At 65.5% G+C, this 22,045-nt stretch carries 19 protein-coding genes; 6 read left to right on the top strand and 13 right to left on the bottom strand.

All coding sequences use genetic code 11. From position 1 onward, the window contains the following. The first annotated feature begins 138 nt into the window (after nucleotides 1-138). On the top strand, nucleotides 139-1,743 hold the full coding sequence (locus AB5K84_RS10170) for a DUF882 domain-containing protein (protein ID WP_244647696.1): 1,605 nt from the start codon (nucleotides 139-141) through the stop codon (nucleotides 1,741-1,743). 845 nt (nucleotides 1,744-2,588) lie between these two features. Here the strand turns inward: AB5K84_RS10170 and AB5K84_RS10165 are convergent. From AB5K84_RS10165 to AB5K84_RS10155, 3 genes are all read right to left on the bottom strand, one after another. Next, nucleotides 2,589-3,014 (bottom strand): hypothetical protein, encoded by a 426-nt coding sequence (locus tag AB5K84_RS10165; RefSeq protein WP_011089870.1) that lies wholly within the window; start codon nucleotides 3,012-3,014, stop codon nucleotides 2,589-2,591. A 184-nt stretch (nucleotides 3,015-3,198) separates the two neighbouring features. Next, nucleotides 3,199-3,471, bottom strand: a complete 273-nt coding sequence (locus tag AB5K84_RS10160; RefSeq protein ID WP_008136868.1) for a DUF2312 domain-containing protein — start codon at nucleotides 3,469-3,471, stop codon at nucleotides 3,199-3,201. A 245-nt stretch (nucleotides 3,472-3,716) separates the two neighbouring features. Beyond that, nucleotides 3,717-4,022 (bottom strand): DUF1244 domain-containing protein, encoded by a 306-nt coding sequence (locus AB5K84_RS10155; RefSeq protein ID WP_028173016.1) that lies wholly within the window; start codon nucleotides 4,020-4,022, stop codon nucleotides 3,717-3,719. Nucleotides 4,023-4,188: 166 nt separating this feature from the next. On the opposite strand from AB5K84_RS10155, the gene AB5K84_RS10150 reads away from it, so the two are divergent. Continuing rightward, nucleotides 4,189-4,788: a DUF1036 domain-containing protein gene (locus AB5K84_RS10150; protein WP_011089872.1), complete on the top strand. Its 600-nt coding sequence runs from the start codon at nucleotides 4,189-4,191 to the stop codon at nucleotides 4,786-4,788. Then, nucleotides 4,785-6,221, top strand: a complete 1,437-nt coding sequence (gene pyk / locus AB5K84_RS10145) for a pyruvate kinase (RefSeq protein WP_011089873.1) — start codon at nucleotides 4,785-4,787, stop codon at nucleotides 6,219-6,221. Before AB5K84_RS10150 ends, pyk begins: the two co-directional genes overlap by 4 nt. A gap of 151 nt (nucleotides 6,222-6,372) precedes the next feature. Here the strand turns inward: pyk and AB5K84_RS10140 are convergent, their stop codons facing one another. Next, nucleotides 6,373-7,053, bottom strand: a complete 681-nt coding sequence (locus AB5K84_RS10140) for a TetR/AcrR family transcriptional regulator (RefSeq protein WP_008136878.1) — start codon at nucleotides 7,051-7,053, stop codon at nucleotides 6,373-6,375. A 287-nt stretch (nucleotides 7,054-7,340) separates the two neighbouring features. Between AB5K84_RS10140 and AB5K84_RS10135 the strand changes: the two genes are divergently transcribed. Then, nucleotides 7,341-8,828, top strand: coding sequence for a hypothetical protein (locus tag AB5K84_RS10135; protein WP_038965503.1), 1,488 nt, complete (start codon nucleotides 7,341-7,343; stop codon nucleotides 8,826-8,828). A gap of 338 nt (nucleotides 8,829-9,166) precedes the next feature. Here the strand turns inward: AB5K84_RS10135 and AB5K84_RS10130 are convergent, their stop codons facing one another. Next, a complete protein-coding gene (locus AB5K84_RS10130) occupies nucleotides 9,167-9,331 on the bottom strand; it encodes a Flp family type IVb pilin (RefSeq protein WP_028173014.1) in 165 nt (54 codons plus the stop codon). A gap of 287 nt (nucleotides 9,332-9,618) precedes the next feature. Here AB5K84_RS10130 and AB5K84_RS10125 point away from each other — a divergent pair, with 287 nt between their 5' ends. Then, nucleotides 9,619-11,103: a hypothetical protein gene (locus AB5K84_RS10125; RefSeq protein ID WP_011089877.1), complete on the top strand. Its 1,485-nt coding sequence runs from the start codon at nucleotides 9,619-9,621 to the stop codon at nucleotides 11,101-11,103. A 96-nt stretch (nucleotides 11,104-11,199) separates the two neighbouring features. Here AB5K84_RS10125 and AB5K84_RS10120 read toward each other — a convergent pair whose 3' ends face one another. Then, nucleotides 11,200-11,526: a BA14K family protein gene (locus tag AB5K84_RS10120; protein WP_011089878.1), complete on the bottom strand. Its 327-nt coding sequence runs from the start codon at nucleotides 11,524-11,526 to the stop codon at nucleotides 11,200-11,202. A gap of 255 nt (nucleotides 11,527-11,781) precedes the next feature. On the opposite strand from AB5K84_RS10120, the gene AB5K84_RS10115 reads away from it, so the two are divergent. After that, nucleotides 11,782-12,651, top strand: coding sequence for an alpha/beta fold hydrolase (locus AB5K84_RS10115; protein ID WP_197535735.1), 870 nt, complete (start codon nucleotides 11,782-11,784; stop codon nucleotides 12,649-12,651). Between the two features lie 186 nt (nucleotides 12,652-12,837). On the opposite strand, the gene AB5K84_RS10110 is transcribed toward AB5K84_RS10115, so the two are convergent. From AB5K84_RS10110 to AB5K84_RS10080, 7 genes are all read right to left on the bottom strand, one after another. Beyond that, the gene (locus AB5K84_RS10110) at nucleotides 12,838-13,227 is read right to left on the bottom strand and encodes a DUF3052 domain-containing protein (protein ID WP_441232391.1); all 390 of its coding nucleotides are present in this window, start codon (nucleotides 13,225-13,227) and stop codon (nucleotides 12,838-12,840) included. A 40-nt stretch (nucleotides 13,228-13,267) separates the two neighbouring features. Then, nucleotides 13,268-15,190 carry an ATP-dependent zinc metalloprotease FtsH gene (gene ftsH / locus AB5K84_RS10105; RefSeq protein ID WP_011089881.1) on the bottom strand — a complete coding sequence of 641 codons (1,923 nt, stop codon included), beginning with the start codon at nucleotides 15,188-15,190 and terminating at the stop codon, nucleotides 13,268-13,270. 242 nt (nucleotides 15,191-15,432) lie between these two features. Next, nucleotides 15,433-16,518 carry a tRNA lysidine(34) synthetase TilS gene (gene tilS / locus AB5K84_RS10100; protein ID WP_011089882.1) on the bottom strand — a complete coding sequence of 362 codons (1,086 nt, stop codon included), beginning with the start codon at nucleotides 16,516-16,518 and terminating at the stop codon, nucleotides 15,433-15,435. Between the two features lie 82 nt (nucleotides 16,519-16,600). Continuing rightward, nucleotides 16,601-17,647 carry a tol-pal system protein YbgF gene (gene ybgF / locus AB5K84_RS10095; RefSeq protein WP_028173009.1) on the bottom strand — a complete coding sequence of 349 codons (1,047 nt, stop codon included), beginning with the start codon at nucleotides 17,645-17,647 and terminating at the stop codon, nucleotides 16,601-16,603. Between the two features lie 189 nt (nucleotides 17,648-17,836). Next, entirely contained in the window at nucleotides 17,837-18,325 is a 489-nt protein-coding gene (gene pal, locus AB5K84_RS10090; RefSeq protein ID WP_011089884.1) for a peptidoglycan-associated lipoprotein Pal, read from the bottom strand. 270 nt (nucleotides 18,326-18,595) lie between these two features. Beyond that, entirely contained in the window at nucleotides 18,596-19,321 is a 726-nt protein-coding gene (locus tag AB5K84_RS10085; RefSeq protein ID WP_011089885.1) for an N-acyl amino acid synthase FeeM domain-containing protein, read from the bottom strand. A 182-nt stretch (nucleotides 19,322-19,503) separates the two neighbouring features. After that, nucleotides 19,504-21,834, bottom strand: coding sequence for a putative bifunctional diguanylate cyclase/phosphodiesterase (locus AB5K84_RS10080; RefSeq protein ID WP_011089886.1), 2,331 nt, complete (start codon nucleotides 21,832-21,834; stop codon nucleotides 19,504-19,506). Nucleotides 21,835-22,045 lie beyond the last annotated feature (211 nt).

Raw genomic sequence — 22,045 nt, 5'->3', positions numbered from 1 at the left:
TTCTGACTTGGTTTGGGGGCGGGAAGGTCAACCTCGAATTAACCTTCTCGCTTTAATAAAGCGTTCATCCTCTTTCTCGCGCTAACGGGGTTGGCGGGAGAGTCCATTTGAACGCTCGTCGACTGGGTGGGCTCATACGTGCTGACTGGTCTTGCACGCCAATTCGCTGTGCTGTCGTTGTCCCATGCGGGAGTGAAGGCCGGATCCCGGATCGGCCTCGCCTCCGTATTGCTGCTGGCTGCCGCCGGCTCGGTCCATAACGCCGCCGCGCTGAACGAGACCAAGACGCTCTCCTTCCACCACACCCATTCCGGCGAAGACCTCACCGTCACCTTCAAGCGCGACGGCCGCTACGACGACGCGTCGCTGAAGCAGCTCAACCACTTCCTCCGCGACTGGCGCACCCAGGACGAGACGGTCATGGACCGTCACCTGTTCGACATCCTCTGGGAAGTCTATCGCGACGTCGACGGCAAGCAGCCGATCCAGATCATCTCCTCCTACCGCTCCCCCGCCACCAACGCGATGCTCCGCCGCCGTTCCTCCGGTGTGGCGCGCTTCAGCCAGCACATGCTGGGGCATGCGATGGACTTCTACATTCCGGGCGTGCCGCTGGAGCAGATCCGTTTCGCCGGCCTGCGCCTCCAGCGCGGCGGTGTCGGCTTCTACCCGACCTCCGGCTCGCCCTTCGTGCATCTGGACACCGGCAGCATCCGGCACTGGCCGCGCATGACGCATGACCAGCTCGCCCGCGTCTTCCCGGACGGAAAAACGGTGCATCTGCCGACCGACGGCACGCCGCTGAAGGGCTATGAGCTCGCCAAGGCCGAGATCGAGCGCCGCGGCAACGGTGACGACGGTGCCAGCAAGCCGAACTTCTTTGCCGCCCTGTTCAAGAGCAAGTCGGCGCCGGCAGCCAGCAGCAGCGACGAGGATGACGAGGGCGCACCAGCCCCGGCCGCCAAGCCCGTGGCGCCCACCGTGGTCGCCGCTGCGGCCAAGCCGGCCGATCCGGTGCCGACGCCGCGCGCCAAGCCGCAGGTCGCCGCCACGCTGCAGCTCGCCTCGGCCGATGCGCAGATCGTTGCGCCGCCCAAGCCGAAGCCGGCGCCCGTGGCTGACAAGCCGGCGGCCGGCAAGCCTGAAACCCCGGCCGACATCATCAATGCCCGCGGCTTCTGGGACACTCCGGCGACGCCGCAGCAGGCGACACCAGCGCAGATCGCCGCGCTGAAGGCCCGCCAGGCGCTTGCCGCCGCGACCGATCCGCAGCCCACCGCCAGCGTCTCCAACGCAACTCTTCAGGCGCTGGCTTACGCACCGGCCGCCTCCCCGGTCGATCGCGCCAACGTCGTTGCCGCTTCCGCGCCGATCCCGCGCTCGGCCCGTCCCGCCGCCGCGTCCCGCAGCGGCGCCCAGGCAACCGAGATCAACACGGTGGTCGGCAAGAGCGTCGACGGCATGGTCGCAACCGCGACCCGGCTCTCCGCGGCCAAGGGCGAGAGCATCTGGCTCAAGATCGTGATGCTGTCGCCGAGCGCCAGCCGCGCGATGTCGGTGACGCTGATGGGCGAGCTCGATATGACCGCGCTGCGCGGCTATTTCGTCAAGCCGCAGGCCGTGATCGCCATGGGCTTCACCGACGATCCGATGCAGGGCCTGTCCTGCGACAGCTTCTCGGGCAGCGCCACCGCGAAGCTCGATACGACCTCCTTCGTCGTTCGCACCGCCGCGTTGCGCTGAGGCGGTATTTCCACGAACACAATGTCGTGGCCCGGATGGTGCGCGCGCACTGGGTTTACTTGTCCGTGACGACAGATGAACGGATTCTGCCCAAGCCTGGTGCGCATATGCACTAAGGAGGATTCCCCCACTTCCAACGGGTAATCACCCGGTATCGCTGCGCATTCCAAACGCGCATTATGGCAGTGCGCGAAAAACCCGGAAGGGAGCGTGCGATGTCAGTTCCATGCAAGTCTGAGCTCAGCCTTCTGAACCAGGACGAGCGCGAAGTCATATTGAATACGCACCATCCCGTGGTTGGAGAGATGGGGCGCGATGGACTTGAGGGCCTTCGCGACCGGCTACGGGACCTGCGCGACAGGGAGCGTACATTGTCGCGGCATCGACGCCGCGAAACAAAGGGGACGACCGACCCGCGCGGCAAGAGTTTCTCCGGAACGGCAGAGCACGCAAACCGGCTCCAATCGGTCTTCGCTGCCGCCATCAAGCGCGTCAAGAACGAGCTGAGGCGCATCCGAAAGTTTGAGGCACGACGAGAGCTCGGGGAAGCGGCGCGACGGGCGCTGGCACTTCGTCGGACACGTCAGTTTTCCCGACCGCAGACGACCCCAACTTCGCATGACGGCATGCGGCCCATCCCAAGCCGTCGCCGGATCAAGAAACTTCCGCCGGAAAAATCGGAAGGGTCTCGCAGGCCAACAAGCGGGCGCAGGCGGGACGAGACTCCAAACGCGGACGCGGCAATTGAGACGAGACCGACAATCCTGCCGATAGAGGCTGCGCGCCGGACCGGCGCAACGGCGTGCTCGCCATTTCCAAGACTATAGTGTCGAAACCCGCAGCTTCTATCTCGCTTTCCTGACCCGCCGATCCAGATGATACGTCAGCGCCAGCGAGAGACAGACGGTGAGCTGCTGCTTCGGAAGCGCGCCGGATACCGGCAACAGCAACGCCCTCGTCTGCCGATACTCGAACTGATCGGGAAAGCGCTCGCGGAACGTATCGACCAGCGTCGTCCTGCAGTTGACGAGAATGGCGGCGCGATCGGAGTCCTTCACGCGCCCGAGCCGGATCGTAGAGCCGCTGCCGGTCTCATCGGTCAGATAAGCGGGTTCGCCCCATTTCAGCGTTTCGGTGAGCGGGCCGACGTCGTCATGCGCCGCAGCGGTCGCAAAGATCAGCGCACGCACCTGAAGCAGCCGCTTGCCGATCGGCGCCGGAAGAGCGTCGAAGGCACGGCTCACCTCGCGCGGTAGCGGCGGCGCAGTCACGGCGTTTCCCTCGATGGACCCACGACACTGGTGTCGTCCTGGCGAAAGCCAGGACCCATACCGCGGAATCTATCGATGAAGCGCGGTACCAATCCCGCACGACGATAATGCAACTGCCGGCCTTCGCAATAACCACGGCCTGTGGCTATGGGTCCTGGCTCTCGCCAGGACGACAGTACAGACCTCAGATCATTCCCAGCGCCTGCATGTAGGTCTCGAGAATGGTCTCGGCCTCGGCGCGCTCGTTGGGATCCTGCTTGCGCATCCGCACGATGGTGCGCAGCGCCTTGACGTCGTAGCCGTTGCCCTTGCTCTCGGCATAGACGTCACGAATGTCGTCGGAGATCGCCTTCTTCTCTTCCTCCAGCCGCTCGATGCGCTCGATGATGGATTTGAGCTGGTCCTTGGCAAATTTCGTCGCGGGCTCGTCGTCGCGAACGGCGGCGGAGGTGGCCATCTTGGTACTCCCAATGAAACTGGCAAAACGAGGTGACGCCGGCATCCCTCACCGCGCGTGCTGCCTGAACCCTTAGGGTTCGTGCCCCCCGCGTTCAAGCAAGCATCGCGCTCGTCCACAGCGCGCCCACAGGAGATGAGAAGATACTGGAGATTGTCGTCATTCCGGGGCGCCCGAAGGGCGAACCCGGAATCTCAAGATTCCGGGTTCGATGCTGCGCATCGCCCCGGAATGACGGAGAAAGACTAGTGCCCGTGAGGGTGGACCTTCTTCATCGCCTCGATCTGCTCGGGCGTGGCCGTGCCCTGGTGCTTCGCCTTCCAGGTCTCATAGGGCATGCCGTAGACGGCCTCCCGGCTCTCGTCCTTGCTCAAGGCGACGCCCTGGGCGTCGGCTGCGTCCTTGAGCCAGTTGGACAGGCAGTTGCGGCAGAAGCCCGCCAGATTCATCAGGTCGATATTCTGGACGTCCGTCCGTTCCCGCAAATGGTCGACCAGGCGCCGGAAAGCGGCCGCTTCGAGTTCCGTTCTGGTTTTGTCGTCGATTGCCATCACTGAATCCCTTGGCTACCCCTGATGTCGTCACCCTTACGGGATCAGGTGGGGTCCTGTCACAGATTTTGCCATATCGCGGCGCAAACGGGCCCCGGGCCGCCTCTCGCGGCAGTTCCCCGGCCCTACGCCAAATCGTCAATCATCTGGTATACGTTCCGCGACAATGATCGCCGAATCTCCCCGTTCCCCGTTTCGCCTGCTCGCCCGGTTGGTCCCGGTGCTGGCGATTGCCGTGCTGTGCCTCTGGACGAGCCCCGCCTCCGCCGATTTCCGCCTCTGCAACAACACCTCGAGCCGGGTCGGCATTGCGCTCGGCTACAAGGACGCCGAGGGCTGGACCACCGAGGGCTGGTGGAACATCTCCTCCCGCTCCTGCGAGACCCTGCTGCGGGGAACGCTGGTCGCCCGCTACTATTACATCTACGCGATCGACTATGACCGCGGCGGCGAATGGTCGGGCCAGGCCTTCATGTGCTCGCGCGACAAGGAATTCACCATCCGCGGCACCGAGGATTGCCTGGCGCGCGGCTATGACCGCACCGGCTATTTCGAGGTCGATACCGGCGAGCAGCGCGCCTGGACGGTGCAGCTCACCGATGCCAACGAGCAGCCGGCACAGCCGCGCCTGCCTGGCATGCCCGGCCCGGTTGGCCCGGGTGGCGGCGTTCCGGGTTTGCCCAATGGCCCGCCCGGTGCTACGCCCCCGGGCTCGCCCGGCCTGCCACCGGCCGCAGCTCCCCCTCCGCCTGGGAATAAGCCATGAGGCGTCTTCGCCGTATCAAGATTCTCGCGACCCTTGGACCTGCCTCTTCGGACCTCGCGATGATCCGCCGCCTGTTCGAGGCCGGCGCCGACCTGTTCCGCATCAACATGAGCCACACCCCGCATGACAAGATGCGGGAGCTGGTGGCGACGATCCGCAATGTCGAGAGCAGCTACGGCCGGCCGATCGGCATCCTGGTCGACCTTCAGGGACCGAAGCTCAGGCTCGGCGCCTTCGCCGAAGGCTCGGTCCAGCTCCAGAACGGCCAGACCTTCACGCTCGATTCCGACAAGGCGCCGGGCGATGCCACGCGCGTCAATCTCCCGCATCCGGAGATCCTCGCCGCGCTGCGGCCCGGCCATGCGCTGCTGCTGGACGACGGCAAGGTCCGGCTGATCGCGGAGGAGACCTCGAAAGAGCACGCGGTGACGCGCGTCGTGGTCGGCGGACGGATGTCCGACCGCAAGGGCGTCAGCCTGCCCGACACCGACCTGCCGGTCTCGGCGATGACGCCGAAGGACCGCGCCGACCTCGAGGCGGCGCTGGTCACCGGCGTCGACTGGATCGCGCTGTCCTTCGTGCAGCGCGCCGACGACGTGATCGAGGCCAAGAAGATGATCCGCGGCCGCGCCGCTGTCATGGCCAAGATCGAGAAGCCGCAGGCGATCGACCGCCTCGCCGACATCATCGAGGCCTCCGACGCGCTGATGGTGGCGCGCGGCGATCTCGGTGTCGAGCTGCCGCTGGAGCGCGTGCCGAGCCTCCAGAAGCAGATGACGCGCATGGCGCGCCGCGCCGGCAAGCCGGTGGTGATCGCGACCCAGATGCTGGAATCGATGATCCAGTCGCCGGTGCCGACACGCGCCGAGGTCTCGGACGTCGCCACCGCCGTCTATGAAGGCGCCGACGCCATCATGCTGTCGGCGGAATCGGCGGCCGGAAAATTCCCGGTCGAGGCGGTCTCGACCATGAACCGCATCGGCGAAGAGGTCGAGCGCGACCCGATTTATCGGTCCGTGCTGACCGCGCAGCGCCCCGCGCCGGAATCCACCGCAGGCGACGCCATCGCGGACGCCGCCCGCCAGATCGCCGAGACGCTCGACCTGCCGGCCCTGATCTGCTGGACCAGCTCGGGCTCGACCGCGGTGCGCGTCGCGCGCGAGCGGCCGAAGCCGCCGATCGTGGCGATCACGCCGAACATCGCGGCCGGACGCCGGCTGGCGGTGGTCTGGGGCGTGCATTGCGTGGTGGCGGAAGATGCGCGCGACCAGGACGACATGGTGAGCCGCGCCGGCCAGATCGCGTTCCGCGACGGCTTCGTCCGCGCCGGCCAGCGCGTGATCATCGTCGCCGGCGTGCCGCTCGGCATTCCCGGCACCACCAACATGGTGCGCATCGCCTCCGTCGGCCCCGAGGGCGGCGCGGATATCTAGGTCCGCGGGCGCCCGGCAAGCAAAAACGTCGAAAACAACCCCATGCACAGTAGCCGGCCTGTCCGGCGTGCCTGCTCGGCTTTTTCGAAAAGGCGCGCTCTGACAACGGCCTGAGCGCGATCAGGCCCCCGGCCTTGGTCGCGCCCTCGATTCAGGCCCCGACCAGCGCTTTCGTGGTCGGGAGCAGCGTCTGCTGCACCACCAGGCCGCGGGCGCGGGCGTCCATGACGCCGACGGCGCGCAGCGCAAGCAGCGTCACGGTCTGCACCGCATCGCGCATCTTGACGGGATCTTCGAGATTGTCAGGCGCGAGCGGCCCGACCAGGGCCTCATGCAGCGCACCGAGCAGCGCGGTGGCGGCCAGCGCGGTGTCCTGCGCCGGCAGGTGACCGGCGCGCACGGCCGCATCGATCCGGCCTGCGATCTCGCCCGCGATCTCGCGCCGGCTGGCAAGCCGGGAGGCGCTGACATCGACATCGACCGGCTCGGCCAGGATGCCCCAGGCCAGCCTGCGCTGCGACAGGGTATGGACCGCCACCGTGGTGACGGCAGCAGCCAGCGCCGAGGACGGACCCGGCGCGGCATCGGCCGCCCGGCGGATCGCCGCGAGCTCGTCGCGGGAGACCTCGGCGATCAATTCGGAGATCAACTCGGCCTTGGAGGGGAAGTAGCGGTAGACCGTGCCGGCCGCGACATTGGCCCGGACCGCGACCGGCGCGATCTGCACCGCCGCCATCCCGCCTTCCGCCGCAGCCTCCCGCGCCGCCGCCAAGATCGCACTGCGCCGGGCCGCAAGGCGCTTAACCACTTGATGCGTCCGCCGATAAACCATGGCGCGCTTCCTGTCCCACACGCCTGCCGCACGCCCTGCGGCCGAACGCTTCGTCACTCAATCGCTGCAAATCGCCCCGCAAGGACTGAACAACTATTCAGGACGAATGACAAGGAGCAAATGAGGATACGGGCGCCACGCAACTCCGAGGCGCACGCGAGCAGGTAGTAAACGCATCCTTGCACCGCTTGGCGGCGGCGAACCGGCCCGGTTTACCCCAACTTAAAAGCGATCATGCTCAGGTGCGGATCTGCTGTTGTGCGTGGTCGTTCAACCCCGAGAGTCCAATGTCGGTTTCCGTTACAAGCAGCGTTCCCGTCCGCGGCGTTGCGCGCTGGCTCGTGCCGCTCTGCATCGGCGCCGGTGTGTACCTGTTCTTCCTCGGCGTCGGCGACATCATGCTGCGGGATTCCGATACGCTGTGGCAGATCAAGATCGGACAGTGGATTCTCGAACATCGTGCGCTGCCCACCACCGACATCTATTCGTTTACGCGCGCCGGTGAGCCCTGGATCTCCAGCTCCTGGCTGTCGCAAGTCCTGTTCGCGCTGGTTTACGAGCCGTCAAACTGGTCGGGCGTGGTTATCCTGACATCGCTTGCAATCGGAGCGACCGCGGCGATCTTCGTTCACCTGCTTGAGCCTTATCTGGAGCCGGCGCGCGCCTTTCTGCTCGTCACCCCGCTCCTCTTCATGTCGATGGGGCATTTCCTCGCCCGCCCGCACATGCTGGCCCTGCCGGTCATGGTGGCCTTTGTCGGCGGGCTGCTGGCGGCCGCCGACCGGCGCACCGCGCCCTCCTGGCTGTTGCTGCCCTTGATGGCGCTATGGGCCAATCTTCACGGCGGCTTCGTCATGGGGCTGGCGCTGATCGGGGCCATCGGCCTCGATGCGCTCGCATCCGCCGATCGCAAGGATCGATTTGCGCTGGCGGCGCGCTGGGCCGTGTTCGGGCTTGCTGCGCTGGCCGCAGCCTGCTGCACGCCCTATGGCTGGAACACGCTTCTCGCATCGACGAAGATCCTCAGCCTCGGCAAGCTGCTCTCGATGATCTGGGAATGGATGCCCGCCGACTTCAGCTCGCTCGATCTGTTTGGAGCCAGCCTGCTCGGATTGATCGCCATCGGCTACTACAGCGGGCTGGTGCTGTCCTGGACCCGTATTCTTCTGCTGCTCGGCCTGGTCTGGGCGGCCCTCAATCACGTCAGAAACATCGAGGCCTTTGCGCTGTTGACGCCGCTCGTGCTGGCGAAGCCGTTCGCCGAGCAATTGGGCGTGACGAGAGCGGTCGCGCTGAGGGCGGCAGACGCCCGGTCCTCCTTTGCAGTGAGCGCAATCGCTGCGCTCGCGATCGTCGCGGCCGGCTGGAGCATCACGCGGTCCTATGCCACGCCGTACCGGTATGCCTTCATCGGCAATCAGTCCCCCGCGGCCGCGGTCGACGTGCTCGAGCGGCGGCACGCGCAGCGGATCTTCAGCACCGCTCCGATCGGCGGCTATCTGATCACCCGCAACATCAAGACCTTCATCGATGGCCGCGCCGAGCTGTATGGCGAGCAGTTCGTGCTCGACTACTTCGACGCCGTCGAGGGCAAGAACGTCGAGACGCTCCTGCGCCTGCTCGATACCTACCGGATCGACGCGACGCTGCTGAACCCCACGGTGCCCGCCTCGAGGATCATGGACCATCTGCCGGGCTGGAAGCGCCTCTATGCGGATGATGTCGCCGTGGTCCACGTCCGCGACGACACACCGCTCCCCTCCCCGTCACGGTGAGCCACGAACCAAAGCGCGACGAGATTGGAGTGAATCGTCATCGCGTCTTGGCGTGTTGCTAGAGCATGAACTCTCGGGAATACCGCCGCACATTTTAGGCAAACGCGGCCCTGCGGGTCCGGATCACGCTCCAGGCCGCCAGCTCTCGCGGCCTTGCGCGGACGCTTCGCCGCGTTCTTGTGGTGGCTGGCCCCGCACCATGAGGGCCAGACACCCCGCAGCAAGACCAAAACGCGACCACGTCCGTTAACCCTCGGTCCCCGGCTGCAAAGCTCCCCGCACAAAAGAAAAGAGCCTCGTCTCGGACGAGGCTCTTTCAACTCTCAACTTGTCCGGCCTTACTTGAGGCTGGTCGAGATCGAGGTGAACTTGGTGTTCAGCGTGCTGCCGAGGTTGTTGACGACGGTGATGATCGCCAGCGCGATGCCGGCAGCGATCAGGCCGTATTCAATGGCGGTGGCGCCGGATTCATCCTTCACAAAGCGCGCAACGAGGTTCTTCATAGAGTGCTCCCAAAAAGTACACGAGGCTACAACTGGTCTGGTCTCTTCGGCTTCCCAGCGCCGCCCGACCATGGAACCGAACGTAGAGGCAAAGAATTGCGCCGCAGTTAATTCGACTGCGTAAACACTGAGCGGTTTGCGTGTATTCGTCGATGGTAAACCGAAATCTAAAACAACCCGTTAAATCATCCGGACGTGACGCCGACCCGGCCCCGATTTACCCGAAGTTATGACCGCCGTGGTCCACTGCCGCCGAACCGACAAGAACAACAGGACGACGAGGCGGAATGTCCCTTTCCTTTGCCAACAGCATCGCGATGCAGGGCCGCGCGCGAGCCCTGGTGCCGCTGTGCGTCGGTGCAGGCGCCTATCTGTTCTTCCTCTATGTCGGCGACACGCTGCTTCAGGACTCCGACTCGTTCTGGCAGATCAAGGTCGGGCAATGGATCCTCGATCACGGCGCCGTGCCCACCACGGATTTCTATTCCTTCACGCGGGCCGGCGCGCCGTGGATTTCGACGTCGTGGCTGTCGCAAGTGCTGCTCGCCTTCTCCCATGCGCAATGGGACTGGGCGGGTCCCGTCATCCTCACCGCGATGGCGACCGCGCTCACGGCCGCAATCTTCGTCTATCTGCTCGACGCGCAGATCGAGGCACCGCGGGCAGTGCTGTTTGCGATGCTGGCGCTGCTGCTGTCGTTGCACCACGTCCTGGCGCGCCCGCATATTCTGGCGCTGCCGGTCATGGTGGCGTGGGTCGGCCTGCTGATGGCGGCCGCCGACCGCAGGCGTGCGCCGTCCTGGTATTGGCTGCCGCTGATGGCGCTCTGGGCGAACCTGCATGGCGGCTTCGTGCTCGGCCTGGCGCTGATCGGTCCGATCTCGCTCGAGGCCGTCGAGCATGCCGAGAAGGGACAACGGCTCCGACTGTTCATGCGCTGGGTGCTGTTCGGCATCGGCGCAGTGATCGCCAGCTGCTGCACGCCGTACGGCTGGAAGACGCTGCTGGGCGCGACCAACATCCTCAGCCTCGGCGAGCTGCTGTCGCTGATCTTCGAATGGATGCCGGCGAACTTTGCCACGTTCACCTCGTTCGAAGGCGCGCTGCTCGGCCTGATCGCCTTCGGCTATTATCGCGGCCTGGTGCTCTCGGCGCCGAGGATCTTTTTGATCCTGTTCCTGACCTGGAGCGCGCTGACCCATGTCAGGAGCATCGAGGCCTTTGCCTTCCTGGTGCCGCTGGTGCTGGCGAAGCCGCTCGGCGAGTTGGTCCCGCGCCCGCAGCCGGACTCCACCGGCACCGACCGCTGGCCGGCCCACTATGTCACCGCGCTTGGCGCGCTGATGATCGTGGCCGCAGGCTGGACCTCGACCTCGCTCTACATGGGGCACCACCGCTTCACCTTCACGATGACGCAGACGCCGGTTGCCGCCGTCGACCTGCTCGAGCAGCGCAAGGTCCAGCGCATCTTCAATGCCTATCAGTTCGGCGGCTACCTGATCTCGCGCGACATCCCCGTCTACGTCGACGGCCGCGCCGAGCTCTATGGCGAGAAATTCGTGATGGACTTCTTCAAGGCGACCGAGGGCAAGAAGCCCGAGCTGCTTCCGCGCCTGCTGGATGAGTACAAGATCGACGCGACGCTATTGGTTGCCGATGCGCCCGGCCCCCAGATCCTTGATCAGCTCAAGGGCTGGAAGCGAATCTATGCCGACGACATCGCGGTGATCCATGTGCGGGACGACAGCGCGGCCGCGAAATCGTCGAAGTGAGGACGCGACTCCAGCTTCATCCCGGCAGCATCTTGCATGGAGTCCTCCGGCCATGCGGCCGGAGGTCCAATTGATCCGGTGATTTGCCGCTTTGCCTTACCTGCAGGGATGGCGGTTGCCGTCCAGACCGAGATAGGTGCCCGTCGCCGGATCGAAGGACCGGTAACGCCCGGAGCAAGAACGGGAAGCGGCGCCGTCCGCGCGAGCCATGGCGCTGTCGGCGCCTTGCGCGGGAGCCGCGCCGTCCGGCAACTCGAGGCCCAGCCGGCCCGCCGGCGTCAGCGTGCCATTCAGGTTGCGATTGGGGTTCTCCGCTTCGTACGTGTCCGGATGACTGCTCGCAAAACCGGATTGCGCGTAGGCGGTGGTTGCAGTCAGGGCCGACAACACAGCCACGGCAGCGAGGATCTTAAGTCCAGTCATAGTCGATCTCCATCATTGGCCGGTGCATCGTGCGGCCGGTGCGGCAGGAGGTGGGCCGACATGGTGTGCTGGACAAGCTCGCCGTGATGGCGGACTCGCCACTAGGCGCGATCTGGTCGTTCAAATACGGAAAGCGTCGTTTGTTTGTGGAACGCGAGGGAGGGACGAAAGCCCGCGCCCTGGTTTTTGTCTTGGAACGTGACGCCGCCACTTTGTCATGCGCTAATGTCCGGTGGACGAACAGGAAGACGTGTCATGATGTTTCGCAAACTCCTCACCGCCCTTCTCGTCATGGTCTCGATCAATGCTGCGCATGCGGCGCCGCAATGGCTGAGCCTGCCGCCGACGCCGACCTTGCCCAAGGCGGCGCAGAGCGGCTTCGCGCCCGTCAACGGCATCAAGGTCTGGTACGCCGTGTTCGGCCGCGGGGAGCCGGTGCTGTTGCTGCATGGCGGCCTCGCCAACGCCAACTACTGGGGTCACCAGGTCCGTGCGCTGCAACGGCGCAATCAGGTCATCGTCATGGAGAGCCGCGGGCACGGGCGCAGCAGCCGCAACCAGGAGCCCTATGGCTACGATCTGATGGCCTCGGACGTGGTCGGGCTGCTCGACCATCTCAAGATCAGGAAGGCCGCGATCGTCGGCTGGAGCGACGGCGCGATCATCGGCCTCGACATCGCGATGAAGCACCCGGAGCGGGTCACCAAGCTGTTCGCTTTCGCGGCCAACTCGGATCCGTCGGGCGTTGCCGATATTGCGTCAAGCGACGTCTTCAACGCCTACATCGCCAGAGCCGGCGAGGAGTACAAGCGTCTCTCGCCGACCCCGACGGAGTACAAGAGCTTCGTCGCGGAGATTACCAAGATGTGGGAGAGCCAGCCGAAATGGACGGCGTCGGATCTCGCGGCGATCAAGGTCCCGACCTGGATCGTGGATGGCGATCACGACGAGGCGATCAAGCGCGAGAACACCGAGTTCATGGCGGCGAACATCCCGGGCGCCGGCCTGCTGATCCAGCCGGAGGTCAGTCACTTCTCGTTTCTGCAGGATCCGGAGCAGTTCAACGACGATGTGCTGCGCTTTCTCGGGCGGCGCGGCGAGAGGGCGGGAGCCGCGGCGAAGTGAAATATCGTAGGGTGGGCAAAGCGAAGCGTGCCCACGACTTCTGTCTCGCTTGCCGATAGGTGGTGGGCACGGCGCAAAGGCGCCTTTGCCCACCCTACGGGACTTGAACAGCGGCGATCGCCCAGCCTTCACCGCCTCATACTCCGGAATCAGAATGGGCACGGCGCGTGCGCGCCTTTGCCCAGCCTACTTCTTCGCCGGGCGGTCCTTCACGGGGATCACGAGCTTGAGGCCGGACCAGACGTCGTCGACGGCGCAGACCTTGATGTCGACGAGGTCGTTCGCGAGCGCGGTCTCGCGCACCAGCGTTTCCGTCACGTCAGTCGCGACGCCCGAGGCCTTCTTCGGCCATGACGCCCAGATCATCCCATCAGGTGCGATCGCCTTGCGGTAGCTGCGCAGCTTGACCGCAAAGCCTTTGGCTTCGGTCGCGAAGACATGCACCATGTCGAGCGGCGCCTTGGCGGTCTTTGCGATCTTCACATCATCGGGCAATTCACCGACGACATCGCGATAGGCCGACGAAAGGCCGTCCACGAAAATACAAAAGCCCGGCTTGATGCCGAGCTTTTGCACTAACGGTTTGCCGGAATAGCCGGCCACGACGCGAGAGGCGTTACGCCTGCGGCTGCGGCTCCAGGCCCGGATCCGGATCGGGCCGCGGGCGCGACTTGCCGGCCGGGGGCACGGCGGAGGCGCGCGGCGTGGTCGGCTCGAGCACGGACTCGCGGTTCGGCTTCTTGCCCTTGAGCAGATCGACGATCTCGTCGCCGGAGAGCGTCTCGAACTCGAGCAGGCCCTTGGCCAGCGCCTCAAGATCACCGTGCTTCTCGGTGAGGATGCGGGTGGCTTCCTTGTAGCCTTCCTCGACCAGACGCCGGATCTCGGAGTCGATCTTCTGGACGGTCGCTTCGGACGCGTTCTGCGTCCGCGACACCGACATGCCCAGGAACACCTCGTCCTGGTTCTCGCCGTAAGAGACGGTGCCGAGCTCTTCCGACAGGCCCCAGCGCGTCACCATCATGCGGGCAAGGCGCGTGGCCTGCTCGATGTCGGAGGCAGCACCCGAGGTCACCTTCTCGCGGCCGAAGATCAGCTCTTCGGCGACGCGGCCGCCCATCATGATGGCGAGGCGCGAGGTCATCTGCTCCAGCGACATCGACAGCTTGTCGCGCTCGGGCAGCTGCATGACCATACCCAGCGCACGGCCGCGCGGGATGATCGTCGCCTTGTGGATCGGATCGGTCGCGGGCACGTTGAGGCCGACGATGGCGTGGCCGCCCTCGTGATAGGCCGTCAAGAGCTTCTCTTCCTCGGTCATGACGAGCGACTTGCGCTCGGCGCCCATCATCACCTTGTCCTTGGCCTCCTCGAACTCGGCCTGAGTCACCATCCGCTTGTTGCGGCGGGCGGCGGTGAGCGCAGCTTCGTTGACGAGGTTCATCAGGTCGGCGCCGGAGAAGCCCGGGGTGCCGCGCGCGATGGTCTTGAGGTTGATATCCGGCGCCAGCGGCACCTTGCGAACGTGAACCTTGAGGATCTGCTCGCGGCCGACAACGTCCGGATTCGGCACCACGACCTGACGGTCGAAGCGGCCGGGACGCAGCAGCGCGGGATCGAGCACATCAGGACGGTTGGTGGCGGCGATCAGGATCACGCCCTCGTTCGCCTCGAAGCCGTCCATCTCGACCAGCAGCTGGTTCAGCGTCTGCTCGCGCTCGTCATTGCCGCCGCCGAGACCGGCGCCACGATGACGACCGACAGCGTCGATTTCGTCGATGAAGATGATGCAGGGGGCGTTCTTCTTGGCCTGCTCGAACATGTCGCGGACGCGGCTCGCGCCGACGCCGACGAACATCTCGACGAAGTCAGAACCCGAAATGGTGAAGAACGGCACGTTGGCTTCGCCCGCGACCGCACGCGCGATCAGGGTCTTACCGGTGCCGGGAGGGCCAACCAGCAGCACGCCGCGCGGAATGCGGCCGCCGAGGCGCTGGAATTTGCCGGGGTCGCGCAGGAATTCGACGATCTCCTGCAGGTCCTGCTTGGCTTCGTCCACGCCGGCGACGTCCTCGAAGGTGACGCGGCCATGCGCTTCAGTGAGCATCTTCGCACGCGACTTGCCAAAGCCCATCGCCTTGCCGGCGCCGCCCTGCATCTGCCGCGACAGGAAGATCCACACGCCGATCAGCGCGATGAAGGGCAGCCAGGAGACCAGCAGCGAGACGAACCAGGGCACGTTGTCGCCCGGCGGCTTCGCGGTGATCTGGACCTTGCTGTCATAGAGGCGCTTGACCAGCGTCGGGTCGTTCGGCGCATAGGTCTGGAAGCTGGAGCCGTTGGTGAAGGTGCCGTGGATATCAGGCCCCTGGATCACGACGTCGCGCACATTGCCGCGGTCAACCTCGCTCAGGAGCTGGGAGAAGGCGATGTCCTGCGAGGAGGCGCGCTGACCCGGATTTTGGAAGAGCGTGAACAACGCCAACAGCAGCAAGACAATGATGACCCAGAGGGCGAAATTGCGCAGATTGGCGTTCATCGATCTTCCTTCGTGGTCGCGCGGATCGCGGCCTGAATCCTTGGGCAGTACGAGGAAATCCCCAAGGAATCCTCTCGGTTAGACGCATACAATTTAGGTGCCGCCCCGGTCGCTGCCAAGGGAACGAGATGGGACTATTTATCCCATCTTAGGGCGATTCCCGCTGAAATAATGGCGACCTACCCGGGGTTTTTCCTGCCTGGTTAAGGTGACCTGACGGCGCTGCCTCGAAACAGCCGGTGTCATGATCCGCCTCTATCGCCCTTGCGCCGCCGGGCCGGCGCCGGCGCGATCTGGATACGCCCGCCGGCAAGGCTGATCAAGGCTCCCGCAAGGGTCTGCTTCAGGACCGGCCGGCCATTTACGGCTGCGCGGGGAGCTGCGGCCATACCAGCAGCGATGGCCTGATCGAGCGCGGCCAGGAGGGTTTCGACCTTGCCGAGTTCCGCCGGCCCCTCGTGCCCGAGCGCGTTGATGGCCCGCAGCAGCATCCGCAGCCGGACCTCCTCCGGTAGGGTGGCGAACGCGCCGGCCTCAAAGCTTCGCATATCCGGCCCATGCGGCGCATCGTCGCGATCCCTCAAGCGAAGGAAGCGCTCGGCCCCGTCCGTCAGCACCTCCACCGCCGCATTGGCGCGCGCCAGCCTGGCTGCGAGCCGCGCCAGACTGCGGGCGTCGCCGCCCTCGGCCGCGAGCTGCGGCAACAGCGCGCGCAGCCGCGGCCGGGTGAAGGCGGTGTCGCGGTTGGTGGGATCATCGGCAAAGCCGATCTTCGCGCGCTTCAGGGTCGCGATCAGCTGCGCCTTCGGGACGTCGAGCAGCGGACGCGCCAGCACGATGCCGTCGCGCTCCGTGAGGCGCGCCATCGCCGACAGCCCGGCAAGTCCGCTGCCGCGGACGAGGCGCATCAACAGCGTCTCGGCCTGGTCGTCGCGGGTGTGGGCGGTCAGCACATGGCTCGCACCGGCGCTGCGCGCGGCCTGCATGAGCAGGCGGTAGCGGGCTTCGCGCGCGGCCGCGGGCAGTCCCGTCTTCGGCTTGGCGCCGCGCCAGCGCAGGGTCCGGTGTGGCAGGCCGAGCTCGGTAGCGAGCCGCTTCACCTCGCGCGCCTCGCGCGCCGCCTCGGCCCGCAGGCCATGATCGACGGTGACGACGGTGAGACGCGGGCCGCGCGCAAGGCTGCGCTGCCAGCGCGCGGCGAGCCACATCAGCGCGATCGAGTCGGGCCCGCCGGACACCGCGAGCACCAGTGCGGGCGCACTTTTCAACTCGGCGAAGAGCTGCTTCGCCTCGCGCGCGGAGATCGGAGAATTGTCGTCGTCTGACATGACGCTGCCCAGCAATCGCCAGCGGATGGACCGACTGTTTAGCGCAGCACCATCCGCGTTGTCAGCGATCAACGCTGCGCGGTCAGCACTTCACCCGCTTCTGCTCGCGGTCGACGGCGGCTTTGACGCCGGCGGAGGCGCGCGGGTATTTGCGGCCGACCTCGCCGAAGGCGGCGCAGGCGGCCTCCTTCTCCTTCAGCGCGGCCAGCGACTGGCCGAGCCGCAGCAGCGCATCCGGCGCCTTGGCCGACTTCTCGTATTTGGTGGTGACGGCGAGGAAGGCTTCCGCGGAGTCGCGATATTGCTGGCGCTGGAAGTAGCTCTCGCCGAGCCAGTATTGCGCGTCGCCGAGCAGCGGGTCGCTCGGATATTTCTGCGCGAAGTTCTTCATGGTCTGCTCGGCGAGCGCATAGTCCTTGCGCTGCATGTAGCCGATGCCGAGATCGAACTCGTCGCGCGGCGTCGCCGACGGCGGCAGGGTGGTCAGGCCGGTGCCGGCGGCTGGCGCAGGAGAGCCCTGTTGGACCGGCGGATAGCCGGGCTGGGCTGCCGGCGGCACGCCCTGCTGATAGCGCGGGCTGGTGTTGGCGAGATCGAGCGGCTCGCCGGCGTTGCGCCCTCCGGGCGCTCCGCCAGGGACTCCCGCCGACATCGGCTGCTGGCCGCCGCCGAGCGCGCGCGGCGCGCCGGGCGCGCTCGGATTCTGGCTGGGGTCAAAGGCATCGCCACGGCGGCGCGTGCCGGGGGCACCGGGCGCCGGCTGCTCCTGAACGATCGGCGGGGGAGACGCGATCTGCGGCTGCTCGTAATTCGGCTGGGCGGGTTGCGGCTGCTGCTGGCGATAGGCCGGCGCAGCCTGCGCGGGTGGCACGGCGGCGACACTGGGCTGCACCGGCGCCTGTCCGGGCGCAGCTTGCGCACCGCCTTCGAGCGCCCGCAGGCGCTCTTCGAGCTGGCGGTTGCGGTATTGCAATTCTTCGTTCTGGCCGGTGAGCTGGCGCAGCTGGTTCTCCAGCCGCTCGATCCGCATCTCGGGGTCATCGTCCGACTGCGCGAGGACAGGCGAACACAAGGAGAGCAGCGCGGCGGTCGCCACGGTGCCGGTAAAGACCTTAAATCTGGATGACATCTTGCCCTGACGACGAAAGCGAAATGGCCTGCGACGGAACATTCGACGCGCCACACATTGAAGGGGAGTACGCCAAAAATGTGACTGGCACCACGGGGTTTCTGTCACAGATCGCTGAAACGAAACCGGCGCCCGTGAGGGCGCCGGCATAATCGAATTCTGAAGATGAACGGCGCCTGACTTGAAGCGTCAGGAGCTCGCGTTCAGCACGGTGACGGCGCGGCGGTTCTGCGACCAGCAGGAGATGTCGTTACAGACGGCCACCGGCCGCTCCTTGCCGTAGGAGATCGTGCGCATGCGGTTCGCATCGATGCCGCGCGAGGCGAGGAACGAACGCACCGATTGGGCTCTGCGGGCACCGAGCGCGATGTTGTATTCGCGGGTGCCGCGCTCGTCGGCATGACCTTCGATGGTGAAGGAGTAGCGCGGATAGGTCTGCAGCCACTGCGCCTGCTTCTCCAGGGTCACGATCGCCTGCGGGGTCAGATCGGTCTGGTCGCTTTCGAAGAACACGCGGTCGCCCACGTTGACGACGAAGTCCTGCTGGCTGCCCGGCGTCGCCGCGTTGGCCATCGCATCCGCAGCAGAGTTCTTGTTGGCGCAGGCGCCCATCGACAGCGCGACGGCAAGCACCGCGGCCAGCTTCAATCCCTGGAGGATACGCATAGGATGTTTCATTCCGGAGCCTCCACGCTCGCGTTAGTCCACTGCTGTCCGGTCTACAGGGGGTTGGTTAAGCGAACGTTCCGTCAACCTTGATGGGATGTTGCCAGAGCCGGTCAAATGCCCCCCACCGGCGAAAAGCACCCGTCATGGTTAATGGGTTGTAAATGTGGCGCGAGGGTGAAAGCAAGCCGCGTTCACCGGCAAAATCGCTGGCTTTGCTTGAATTTTGGGCCTGAGCCCCGGGAAATCCCGGAGCACCTTCGTCAGGCGGCCCGCCGGGAATCAGGCGTGAGCGGCATCCGGCACCCGCAGCGGCTGCTGCGGCGCCTGGCGCTGCGCGCTGCGCCCGAACAGCATCCGCCGCTCGAAGGCGGTGGACCGCATGATCGGATAGCGTTCGAACACCTTCTTGCGGAAGGTCGGGAAATCCGCCGCCATCAGTCCGAACGGCTTGGTGAGACCGGGAACCAGCCTCGGCTCGGCAATGGTCTCGTGCAGAAACACCCGCCGGTAGAAGGCCTGATGCTCGGGACGCACGATCGCAAGGCCAAGATCGGCATTGAAATGCTCGCAGGCCATGTAGGCGAGCCGGGTCGTCAGGTAGGGCAATTCCGGAACCCGCTTCACCTGGTCGGGATCGGCGACAAACCGCGTGGGGTCGATCATGACCTCGCCGCGATCGAGTCGCGGCAGCAGGATCTCGGGAAAGACATCGGCCGAGGTCGACTGCCGCCACTCCGATGTCAGCACGCTGATGCGCACGGAGCTGCAAAGCTCGCCGTGCAGATAGACGCCGAAGGTCCACGCGTTCGGCAATTCGTCATACTGGTCGGTGACGCGCGCGTCCGCGGATTCCTTGACGGCGCCTTCGCGTAGATAGGCGCGGTAGCGGAGATTGTAGATCTTCTCCTTCTCCGCGACCGTGTCGGCGAGATGATAATCGACGTCAGTCAGGAGCTCGGCGCCCCGTCCTACAGCCGAAATGATCGCTCTGGCTGAGGACTGCATTCCAACTCCTTACCCACCACCGCTCACCGCATGCGCGCGGGAACAACCTCCACGCGCGTGATGATTTATTAACAGCTTCTTAACAACGAAGCAAAGCAATCGAAGTGTTAGGGTTAATCCCCCCGTAGCACTACGGTGCCCGGGCAACAGACTGAAACGACGGGAAATTCTCGGACGCGGACTTAAGCGAAGGAGCGCGAGCCGACGACCTGGAGCAGGGCTTCGTCGCGCCGTCCATGCGAGGCGTTGAGGAGCTGGCGCATCCGCACGGCGGGCACCGGGCGGCTGAACAGATAGCCCTGCGCCTCGGAGACGGTGCCGTCGGCGCTGATCAGCTCGAGCTGCTCGTTGGTCTCGATGCCCTCGACCACGACCGCCATGCCGAGGTCGGCGGACAGCCGCGCCACGCCGCGCAACAGCGTCAGCGGCCGGTCGGTGTCGATGCCTTCGAGGAAGGAGCGGTCGATCTTCACCTTCTGCATCGGGAAATTGTGCAGGTAGCTGAGGCTCGAATAGCCGGTGCCGAAATCGTCGAGCGAGATGCGCACGCCGAGCGCATGCAGCTGCGAGAGGATGTCGTGGGTGAGCTGGGTGTTGCGCAACAGCGAGGACTCGGTGATCTCGATCTCCAGCCGATGCGCCGGCAGGCCCGAGACCTCCAGCGCGTAGCGAATTTCGCTCAGCACGTCGCGCTGGTGGAATTGCTGCGGCGAGAAGTTGACGGCGACGCTGACGCCCTCGGGCCACTTCATGCATTCCATGCAGGCGCGGCGCAGGATCCAGCGGCCGAGATCGACGATCAGGCCCATGTCCTCGGCGACCGGGATGATGTCGACCGGCGAGACCGTGCCGCGCACCGGATGATTCCAGCGCAGCAGCGCCTCGCATGTGGTGATCTTGCCGGACTTGAGATTGACCAGCGGCTGGTAGAACAGCTCGAACTCCTCGTTGGCGAGCGCCTTGCGCAGGTCGAGCTCGAGGATGCGGCGGGCCTCGACGGTCGCCGCCATCTCGTCGCGGAAGAAGCAGAAGGTGCCGCGGCCGTCGGCCTTGGCGCGGTACAGCGCCATGTCGGCGTTCTTGAGCAGCGTATCGGCGCTGATGCCATCCGGCGAGGTCAGCGCGATGCCGACGCTGGCGCCGATCTCGACCAGGTGATTGTCGATGCGATAGCGCTCGCTCAGCCGCTCGACGATGCGGCGGGCGAGGCTTGCGGCATCCTCGGGCGAGCTGATGTCCTGCTGGAACACGACGAACTCGTCGCCGCCGAAGCGGGCGACGAAATCCTCCGGCCGCAGCATCTCGCGCAGGCGGTTGGCGACCGCACACAGCAGCTGGTCGCCGCAGGGATGACCCAGCGTGTCATTGACCTGCTTGAACTGGTCGAGGTCGACGAACAGCAGCGCGGAGAGCCGTTCGGCATGGTGCGAAATCGCCAGCAGCCGCTCGATCTCGTCGCGGAAGGAGACCCGGTTGGGCAGCGCCGTGAGGTCGTCATAGCGGGCGAGATGGCTGATCCGGGCTTCCGCGTTGGTGCGTTCGGTGATGTCTTCCAGCAGCAGCACGGTGCCGCCGCCGGTCATCGGCTGGAACGTCCAGGCGAGCGAGCGGCCCCGCGCGGGATTGGGATCCGCGGTGGCGATCTCGCGGATTCGCGCGTGCTCGATCTCGGCCAGGATCTGGTTGCCGCTCTCCGCCGAGATGGAGCCTGCGGCGACGCAGGCCGACACGATATCGACGGCGGTGGCGCCGCGCTTGACCAGATCCTCGGGCAAGCTCATCAGCTCGCCGAAACGATGGTTCATCACCGCAAGGCGCCCATCGGCGCGAAACATGCACAGCCCGTGCGGCATGTTGTTGAGCGCGGTATCGAACTGGCTCGCCAGCGCGGATTCGCGGAAGCTAGAGGTCAGCGCCTTGACGAAGATCGCGTGCAGGCTGAGGTTGATGTTCTTCAGGCCGATGAAGAAGAACACGAGCAGGATCGCAAGACCGATGTGGTAGAATCCGCCATGCAGCAGCAGGGCGAGCGACATCGGACCGCAGGCGAGCGCGACGTGCCACTGGATCACCCGGGGCTGGCCGTAATTGCGGGCGGCGCCGCCGGCGGTGTAGCCGATGCCGATGGCGACACAGAGCATGTCGGCGACCGGATCCTCGTTGTTGTAGATGACGACGAAGGCCCATATGCCGAGCACCGCCGCATAGCTGAGCGCGCCGATCCAGTAACGCGGCTCCAGATGCTTGGCCTCTTCGAATGACAGTCCCTGCGTCCGGTTTTCGTATCCGCGCATCTGGAATGCGCGCGCGGTGCCGATGGCGATCAGGAGAAACGCGATCGGCCACAGCCAGACGTCGCCGGTCTTCAGCGCAGTCATCACCGCGGCCACGGCCGCGGAGGCCGAGCCCAGGAAAATCGCCCAGAAATTCTGCACCATAGAGTTGATGAGAGCGGCGTAGAGTATCGGCTCCAGCTCGTCTCGATCGCTCTGCTTCTGGTCGGCCAGTTGCATCGGCTTGTTACGCGTCCTGTTTGGAGCGTACTTTTACTCAGCCCAGGTGAAGCTTTCCTGAGGGAACATCGTTAAAGTCGGGTTGTTTTTCGGCAATAGCGAACCGATTTCCGCTGAAATATCAAGCAACTAGGCAAGCGTTGCCGAGCGCAAGGTGAAGGAAAGCTTGCCGCGCGCGCAGAACCCGAAAAAATCGGCGTGATTTTTCGAA

Origin of the sequence: Bradyrhizobium sp. 1200_D9_N1_1 (assembly GCF_052075915.1) — a bacterium.
GTDB classification, from domain to species: Bacteria; Pseudomonadota; Alphaproteobacteria; order Rhizobiales; family Xanthobacteraceae; genus Bradyrhizobium; species Bradyrhizobium diazoefficiens.
The sequence above is the reverse complement of the archived record's forward strand: the minus strand, read 5'-3'. Positions and strand labels throughout refer to the sequence as shown.